The sequence below is a fragment of the Natronospira sp. genome (assembly GCF_007134575.1).
GTDB lineage: Bacteria > Pseudomonadota > Gammaproteobacteria > Natronospirales > Natronospiraceae > Natronospira > Natronospira elongata.
Genome location: NZ_SLKM01000322.1, coordinates 1 through 6,782, shown reverse-complemented (window position 1 = coordinate 6,782; position 6,782 = coordinate 1). Strand labels below are relative to the sequence as shown.

At 62.3% G+C, this 6,782-nt stretch carries 9 protein-coding genes and 1 pseudogene; 9 read left to right on the top strand and 1 reads right to left on the bottom strand.

The genetic code is table 11. The features are described 5' to 3' along the window. From ACJWXQ_RS13090 to ACJWXQ_RS13075, 4 genes are all read left to right on the top strand, one after another. The coding region (locus tag ACJWXQ_RS13090; protein WP_406672977.1) for a cbb3-type cytochrome c oxidase subunit I at positions 1-521 on the top strand (521 nt) is incomplete at its 5' end. A gap of 7 nt (positions 522-528) precedes the next feature. Then, positions 529-657 (top strand): hypothetical protein, encoded by a 129-nt coding sequence (locus tag ACJWXQ_RS13085; protein WP_346051430.1) that lies wholly within the window; start codon positions 529-531, stop codon positions 655-657. A 34-nt stretch (positions 658-691) separates the two neighbouring features. Continuing rightward, positions 692-1,249: a cytochrome c oxidase assembly protein gene (locus tag ACJWXQ_RS13080; RefSeq protein WP_346051428.1), complete on the top strand. Its 558-nt coding sequence runs from the start codon at positions 692-694 to the stop codon at positions 1,247-1,249. A 62-nt stretch (positions 1,250-1,311) separates the two neighbouring features. Then, positions 1,312-2,178 carry a cytochrome c oxidase subunit 3 gene (locus ACJWXQ_RS13075; RefSeq protein WP_346051426.1) on the top strand — a complete coding sequence of 289 codons (867 nt, stop codon included), beginning with the start codon at positions 1,312-1,314 and terminating at the stop codon, positions 2,176-2,178. Between the two features lie 111 nt (positions 2,179-2,289). Here the strand turns inward: ACJWXQ_RS13075 and ACJWXQ_RS13070 are convergent, their stop codons facing one another. Beyond that, positions 2,290-2,496, bottom strand: coding sequence for a twin transmembrane helix small protein (locus ACJWXQ_RS13070; RefSeq protein WP_346051424.1), 207 nt, complete (start codon positions 2,494-2,496; stop codon positions 2,290-2,292). An 82-nt stretch (positions 2,497-2,578) separates the two neighbouring features. Between ACJWXQ_RS13070 and ACJWXQ_RS13065 the strand changes: the two genes are divergently transcribed. From ACJWXQ_RS13065 to ACJWXQ_RS13045, 5 genes and pseudogenes are all read left to right on the top strand, one after another. Beyond that, entirely contained in the window at positions 2,579-3,304 is a 726-nt protein-coding gene (locus tag ACJWXQ_RS13065; RefSeq protein WP_406672976.1) for an SURF1 family protein, read from the top strand. Continuing rightward, positions 3,297-3,920, top strand: coding sequence for a hypothetical protein (locus ACJWXQ_RS13060; RefSeq protein WP_346051421.1), 624 nt, complete (start codon positions 3,297-3,299; stop codon positions 3,918-3,920). The genes ACJWXQ_RS13065 and ACJWXQ_RS13060 overlap by 8 nt, the downstream gene beginning before the upstream one ends. Positions 3,921-3,938: 18 nt before the next feature. Next, positions 3,939-4,988 (top strand): COX15/CtaA family protein, encoded by a 1,050-nt coding sequence (locus tag ACJWXQ_RS13055; protein ID WP_346051419.1) that lies wholly within the window; start codon positions 3,939-3,941, stop codon positions 4,986-4,988. 14 nt (positions 4,989-5,002) lie between these two features. Further along, positions 5,003-5,899, top strand: a complete 897-nt coding sequence (gene cyoE, locus ACJWXQ_RS13050) for a heme o synthase (protein WP_346051417.1) — start codon at positions 5,003-5,005, stop codon at positions 5,897-5,899. A gap of 290 nt (positions 5,900-6,189) precedes the next feature. Continuing rightward, positions 6,190-6,782 (top strand): annotated as a pseudogene (locus ACJWXQ_RS13045) (hypothetical protein); the annotation flags it as partial.

Below are 6,782 nucleotides of genomic sequence, written 5' to 3'. Positions count from 1 at the left end.
TGGCATTCCTCTTCCTGTTCACCATTGGTGGCTTCTCCGGCCTGATGCTGGCTATCGTGCCGGCGGACTTCCAGTACCATGATTCTTACTTCGTGGTGGCCCACTTCCACTACGTGCTGGTACCGGGTGCCGTCTTCGCCATCATGGCTGCCGCTTACTACTGGCTGCCCAAGTGGACCGGCTACATGTACAGCGAGTTCTGGGGCAAGACCCATTTCTGGCTGTCCACGATTTCCATTAACGTGACCTTCTTCCCGCAGCACTTCCTGGGCCTGGCCGGCATGCCGCGCCGGATCCCGGACTATGCGGTCCAGTTCACGGACTTCAACTTCATCTCCAGTATCGGGGCCTTTGTCTTCGGTCTTTCCCAGCTGATCTTTGTCTACGTGATCATCCACTGCATCCGCGGTGGTGTGGGTCGCGCGACTGATCGGGTCTGGGAAGGCTCCCATGGTCTTGAGTGGACAGTGCCCTCGCCGGCGCCTTACCACACCTTCGAGACCGCCCCGGAAGTGAAGTGAGGTGAGTGTGTCCGAGCAAGACGATGATCGCACCAAACAAAACCGACGCCGGGCCCGCTTCTGGGCCCTGGTGATCGGGGCCGTTGCGGTCACCTTCTATGTGGGCATCTTTCTGTTGATCAGCACCCGCTATTGAGTCAGCGAGCAAGTCTGACTCGGGAGGCGCGAGAATGAGTTCGGAACAAGACGGCAAGCCTGGCAAGGGCAACAGGGGGCTGGTGGCCCGGTTGACCCTGGCTTCCGTGGCCATGTTTGGTTTCGGCTTTGCCCTGGTGCCGCTCTACGACGTGTTCTGCGAGGTAACCGGGATCAGCAGTTCCTCCACCACCCGCGCGGCCGCCGAACCGGTTGCGCTGGAAGTGGATTATGACCGCAAGGTCACGGTGGAGTTTGTCGCTACGACCAATCAGAGGGACATCTGGCGCTTCACCCCGGAAGAAACCCGCATGCGGGTCCATCCGGGCAAGCTCTACACCACCCACTATCTCGCCACCAATCTGGATGAGCGAGATCGAATGGGACACGCCGTGCCGGATGTTTCGCCAGCGGGTGCCACCCGCTATGTGCAGAAAGTGGAGTGCTTCTGCTTTGAAGAGCAGCTTTTTGCCGGTGAGGAAAGCCAGCGCATGCCGGTGCTCTTCTACGTGGATCCGGAACTGCCGCGCAACATTGGCACCGTGACCCTGAATTATTCCTTCTTCGCCCAGGACGTGGTGGGCGAGAAGTAGGACCCTGACCGGAGGGCCGGCCCTTCGGACCAATAACCATTGCAGGATTGAGGAAGAACGAGATGGCTCAGGAAAAGGGTAGTTACTACGTCCCGCATGAAAGCCACTGGCCCGTGGTGGGCACCATCGGGATGTTCGTGGCCGTGCTGGGTGCGGCTGCTCTGCTGAACGGCCTCCTGTGGGGCACGCCGGTGATGTTCATTGGTGGTGCCATCATTCTCTACATGGTCTGGGGCTGGTTCCGTGATGTGATCAACGAGAGCGTGAGCGGCGCCTTCGGTCCTCAGGAGGATCGCAGCTTCCGCCAGGGCATGGCCTGGTTCATCCTCTCCGAGGTCTTCTTCTTTGCGGCCTTCTTCGGCGCCCTGTTCTACGCCCGGATCTACTCGGTGCCGTGGCTGGGTGGTGAAGGTGCCAACTTCTTTACCGGCCTGCTGCTCTGGGATGGCTTCGAGGCTTCCTGGCCCACCGACGGCCCGGCGCCGCGCCATGACGCATTCAGCACCATGGGTGCCTGGGGCCTGCCGGCCCTGAACACCGCCATCCTGCTGACCTCGGGCGTGACCCTGACCATTGCTCACCACGCCATCAAGGACAACAACCGCAAGGTGCTCAACTGGGGCCTGGGTGCCACCATTGCCCTCGGCCTGCTCTTCCTTGGCATTCAGAGCTACGAATACGTCCACGCCTATGTGGATCTGAACCTGCGGCTGGATTCCGGCATCTACGGTTCCACCTTCTTCATGCTCACCGGTTTCCACGGCATGCACGTGATACTCGGGGCATTGATGCTGCTGGTGGTCTTCTTCCGCTGCCTCAAGGGCCATTTCACACCCGAAAACCACTTCGCCTTCGAAGCCGCCGCCTGGTACTGGCACTTCGTGGACGTGGTCTGGATTCTGGTGTTCATCTTCGTGTATTGGCTCTGAGCCTGTTACACCCAACCGCGAGCCTGTTCCAGTCGGAATTGGCTTCGAGCTACGAGCAACGAGCTGCGAGCCGGCACTGCCAGCTCGTCGCTCGCAGCTCGCAGCTCGCAGCTACTTAACCGGCGGCCCGGTGGGTTCGATGATGCCGAGGGCGAAGCCCAGCATGAGGAGCAGGAAGAGGGCGACGGACAGCCCCACCCGGATGGTCAGTGCCCAGACGGCCCGCTTCGACTGGCCGGCATCCTTCAGCAAATAGCGCAGGGCGGAGCCCAGGCTGATCAGGATGGCCACGATGATGATGAGTATCAAAAGCCGCATTGCGTGATACCTGGCAGGGGCGCCGCCTCAGTGGGCGCCGGAATGGATTCGGCCGGGCCATCGGCCCGAGCCGGGAGGCAGTATGAGACAACAGACCGGCTGGCAGTTCAAGCCGCCCTGGTGGGCCTGGGTCCTGCTGCTCGCTGGCGTTCTCATCTTTTCCAGCCTTTCCGCCTGGCAATTGGGCCGGGCAGAGGAAAAGCGCGAGTTGCTGGAGCTGTTTGAAGCCGGTGCCGAAACCCGCGTTGTGGAAAGCGCTGAACACTGGCAGGAACTCGAGCGTTATGCCCCCGTCCGCCTCAAGGGCCGTTTTCTGCCGGAACGGGAATTCCTCCTGGAAAGCATGCTGCGTGAGGGTGCGCCGGGTTTTCACGTCTGGACACCCTTTCGCCTGAAAGCAGACGGCAGCCTGATTGTGGTCGATCGGGGCTGGATCGCGGATGAGGATGTCGAGGCCCGACTGGCCGAGCAGAGACCATCGACCGAGTCCCTGACGGTCGCGGGGCGGGTGGACAGTCTGCCCCGGCCGGGTTTCCGTCTCAGTGCCCCCAGCCCCGAAGGTGACTGGCCCCGGCGCATTTATTTTCCGGAGGCGGAGGATTTGCAGTCGCAACTGGGTGAGCCGGTCATCGATGGCCGCCTCTTGATGGATGCCGAGGCCAGTCCCGGCTTTCGCCGTGACTGGGACCCCATCAACATGCCGCCAGAGCGACATCTGGGCTATGCCTTTCAGTGGGCCGCCGTCACCCTGGCCGTGATTATTCTTTTCATCGTCGTCAATCTGAAACGAGTGCACCGCAATGAGTGAGCTTGATCCCCGCACCCGACGTTTCCGCATCACTCTGGTGTTGGTATTTTTGGTCTGTGCCGGTCCCTTCATCCTTGCCTGGCTGTGGTGGGCTTTCCAGGGGCCGATGGAGCCGGCAAGCACCACCAACAAGGGTGAGCTGGTCCATCCCGCCCAGCCCATCGACGATGCCGATCTCAATGCCCTGGCCGGGCGCGCCGGAGAAGGCGAGCGCAGTGTGCTGGGAGACCGTCGCTGGACGGTGATCTATATCGCCGCCGACGGCTGTGGCGCCGACTGTCAGGAAGTGATCTGGGCAACCCGACAGATCCGGCTGTCCCTGGGCCGCGACATGGGCCGGGTGCGCCGGGTCCTGTTCGAGCCGGCCAGCGCGGCGGACCTGGCGCATTATCGTGAAGCGCACCCGGACCTGAGTGTTTTCGACCTGAGTGATTCCCGCGCCGGGGATTTTCTCGAGCAGTTCGAGCTCGATGACGGCCAGGCTGCGCCGGAAACGGGGCGCCTCTACATTGTCGATCCGCTGGGTAATCTGATGATGTACTTCCCGGCAGGATTTGACCCGGACGATTTCATGGACGACATGAAACGCCTGCTTCGTGTTTCACAGATTGGTTAACCAGCCCGGAACCCGAACATGACTCGCTTGCAGATCTTCAACCGCGGCTCCCTGGCCGCCACCATCCTGACCCTGGTGGTGGTTGTCCTGGGTGCCTTTGTCCGCCTCAATGACGCCGGTCTTGGCTGTCCCGACTGGCCCGGCTGTTACGGCGTGATGACCGTGCCCCAGACCGAGCAGCAATTGGACTTTGCTCTGGAGCAGTGGGATGACACCCCCCTGGCCCGGGGCGACGAACAGTGGTTGGCCAAGGCCTGGAAAGAGATGGCCCATCGCTACGTCGCCGGCCTGCTGGGTCTGATGATTCTGGGCCTGGCGATCCTTGCCTGGTTCAACCGCACTGACAAGCGGCAGCCGGTGAAGCTGCCCTGGCTGCTGGTGGGGCTGGTGATCTTCCAGTCACTGCTGGGGATGTGGACGGTGACCCTGCTGGTCAAGCCGGCCATTGTCCTGGCCCATCTCTTTGGGGGCCTGGCCACCCTGTCCCTGCTCTGGCTGCAGTATTTGCGTACCCGCGATCAGGGTGCCCCCGATGAAGCCGCGTCCCTGCCAAGCCGGCCGCGCCGTCGCCTGCGTCGGGCCGGCATCGCCGCCACCGTTGTTCTGATTCTCCAGATCGGCCTCGGCGGATGGGTCAGCACCAACTATGCGGCCCTGGCCTGTCCGGATTTCCCCACCTGCCACGGTGAATACTGGCCGGAGATGGACTTTCGAGACGGCTTCACGCTGTGGCGTGAGCTGGGCAAGAACTATGAGTATGGAGTCCTCGACAATGAGGCCCGGACCGCCATCCATTATACCCATCGCCTGGGTGCCATTATTGCCCTGGCGGTGATCGCGGCCTTCGCCTGGAAGCTCTGGCAGGTGGGCGGCCTGGTACTGCGAAGGATGGCCATCGCGGTCAGCGGCCTGTTGCTGATCCAGCTCGCCATTGGTGTCTTTGTGGTGGTACTGAGTCTGCCCTTGTGGCTGGCCACCGCCCACAACGCCGGGGCGGCGCTGCTCATGCTGGCAATGGTCACCGCGCTCTGGGCGCTGTATGGTAGGCGCCCCGGTACGGATAGCTGAGGACAGGCAGGACCATGACCCAGGCAAGCCCCGACTTTCGCACCCTGGCGGCGGACTATCTTGATCTCTGCAAGCCCAAGGTGGTGGCGCTGATCGTATTTACCGCCATTGTCGGCATGTTGCTGGCGGTGCCGGGTGCCGTGCCCCTGGATTTGTTCATCTTCGGCACCGTGGGCATCGGCCTGGCGGCGGCCTCGGCGGCGGCCATCAACCATTTCATTGATCGGCGCATCGACGCCGAAATGGCGCGTACCCGCAAGCGGCCCCTGCCCACCGGCCACCTCAAGGGCTGGCAGGTCCTGAGCTTCGCCGCCGTTCTCGGCATCACCGCGATGGCGCTGTTGTGGTTTCTGGTCAATCCCCTCGCCGCCGTGCTGACCCTGGCCTCGCTGGTTGGCTACGCCATCATCTACACCGTCTTTCTCAAGCGGGCGACGCCACAGAACATCGTCATTGGCGGGGCCGCCGGCGCGGCGCCGCCGGTGCTTGGCTGGGTGGCCATTACCGGCGAGATTCACCCCCACGCTCTGTTGCTGTTCCTGATCATCTTCACCTGGACGCCGCCTCATTTCTGGGCCCTGGCCATTCACCGCCGGGAAGAGTACGCCAAGGTGGACATGCCCATGCTGCCGGTCACCCACGGTGTCGATTTCACCGGTTGGCATATCATTTTCTACACCATCCTGTTGTTACTGGTGACCCTGCTGCCCTGGCTGACCGGCATGTCCGGTCTGCTTTATCTCGTTGTGGCCGTGGTCCTTGGTATAGCCTTTCTGGCCTATACCATCGCCCTCAAGCGTGACCCGGACAGCCGCTGGCCCATGAAGACCTTCGGCTTCTCCATCACCTATCTCATCGGTGTCTTTGCGGCCCTGCTCATCGACCATTATCTGGCCGTTTGGCTGGCCTAGGCGTTCCGTTTTTGCCACAGGGGCGGCGCGCATCGTGGCCGGCTGTCGGTCGCCGGGGAATCACGTCGGCCGTCTCCTTCCCATCACCCGCAAGCCTTTGACTTCAAAGTAAACCCATCCGAATCAAGGGCATTGGAGTGCGTGGTGCCCCGTCCCCATCCGTCTGCTCATTTTGACCCCGCCGTTGTGAGCGTGCTACTTCTGAAGGCTCAAATCTGACGGGGGGGAACTGTCTGCGCCAGCGTGTTGCGGTCGGTCGCCCGTCTTTGTGTTAACACGGGAGGGGCAACATGCCTGGCAAGATCCTTCGCAAGACCTTCATCATGGCCATCGTGGCCGCACTCACCCTGGGCAGTGCCAATGGCCTGGCCAGCGAAGATATGGCAGCGGACAGCCAGTGGCGGGACTGGAGTGGCAAGCAGGCCATTCAGGATGGTCTCGACAGTGATGAAATCCAGACATGGATCGTACGTCTCCATGACGCCCCGGTCGTTCGTTACACCGGTGGCATCCCCGGCCTGGAGGCCACCAGCCCCCGTGTGACCGGCCAGGAGCGCTTCTCCACCAGCCAGCCTGGCGTTGCCGAGTATCGCCAGTATCTGCGCGACCGCCAGCAGGAAGTGCTGGCAGGCATCGCTCAGCACACAGGCCATGTATTCAATCCCGACCGCCGTTGGCAGGTTGCCGCCAACGGTTTTGTCATCGAGGCGGATGCCCGCACGGCCAAGGCCATCGCCTCCATGCCCGAGATCCGCTCGATCAAGCGCGAGATCGTCTATGAGCCGTTGACCTTTGCCGGTCCACAGCAGATTGGTGCCCCGGCCATCTGGGAGGGCACTGCCACGGGTGTGGAGAGCAAGGGCGAAGACATGGTGGTGGCCAT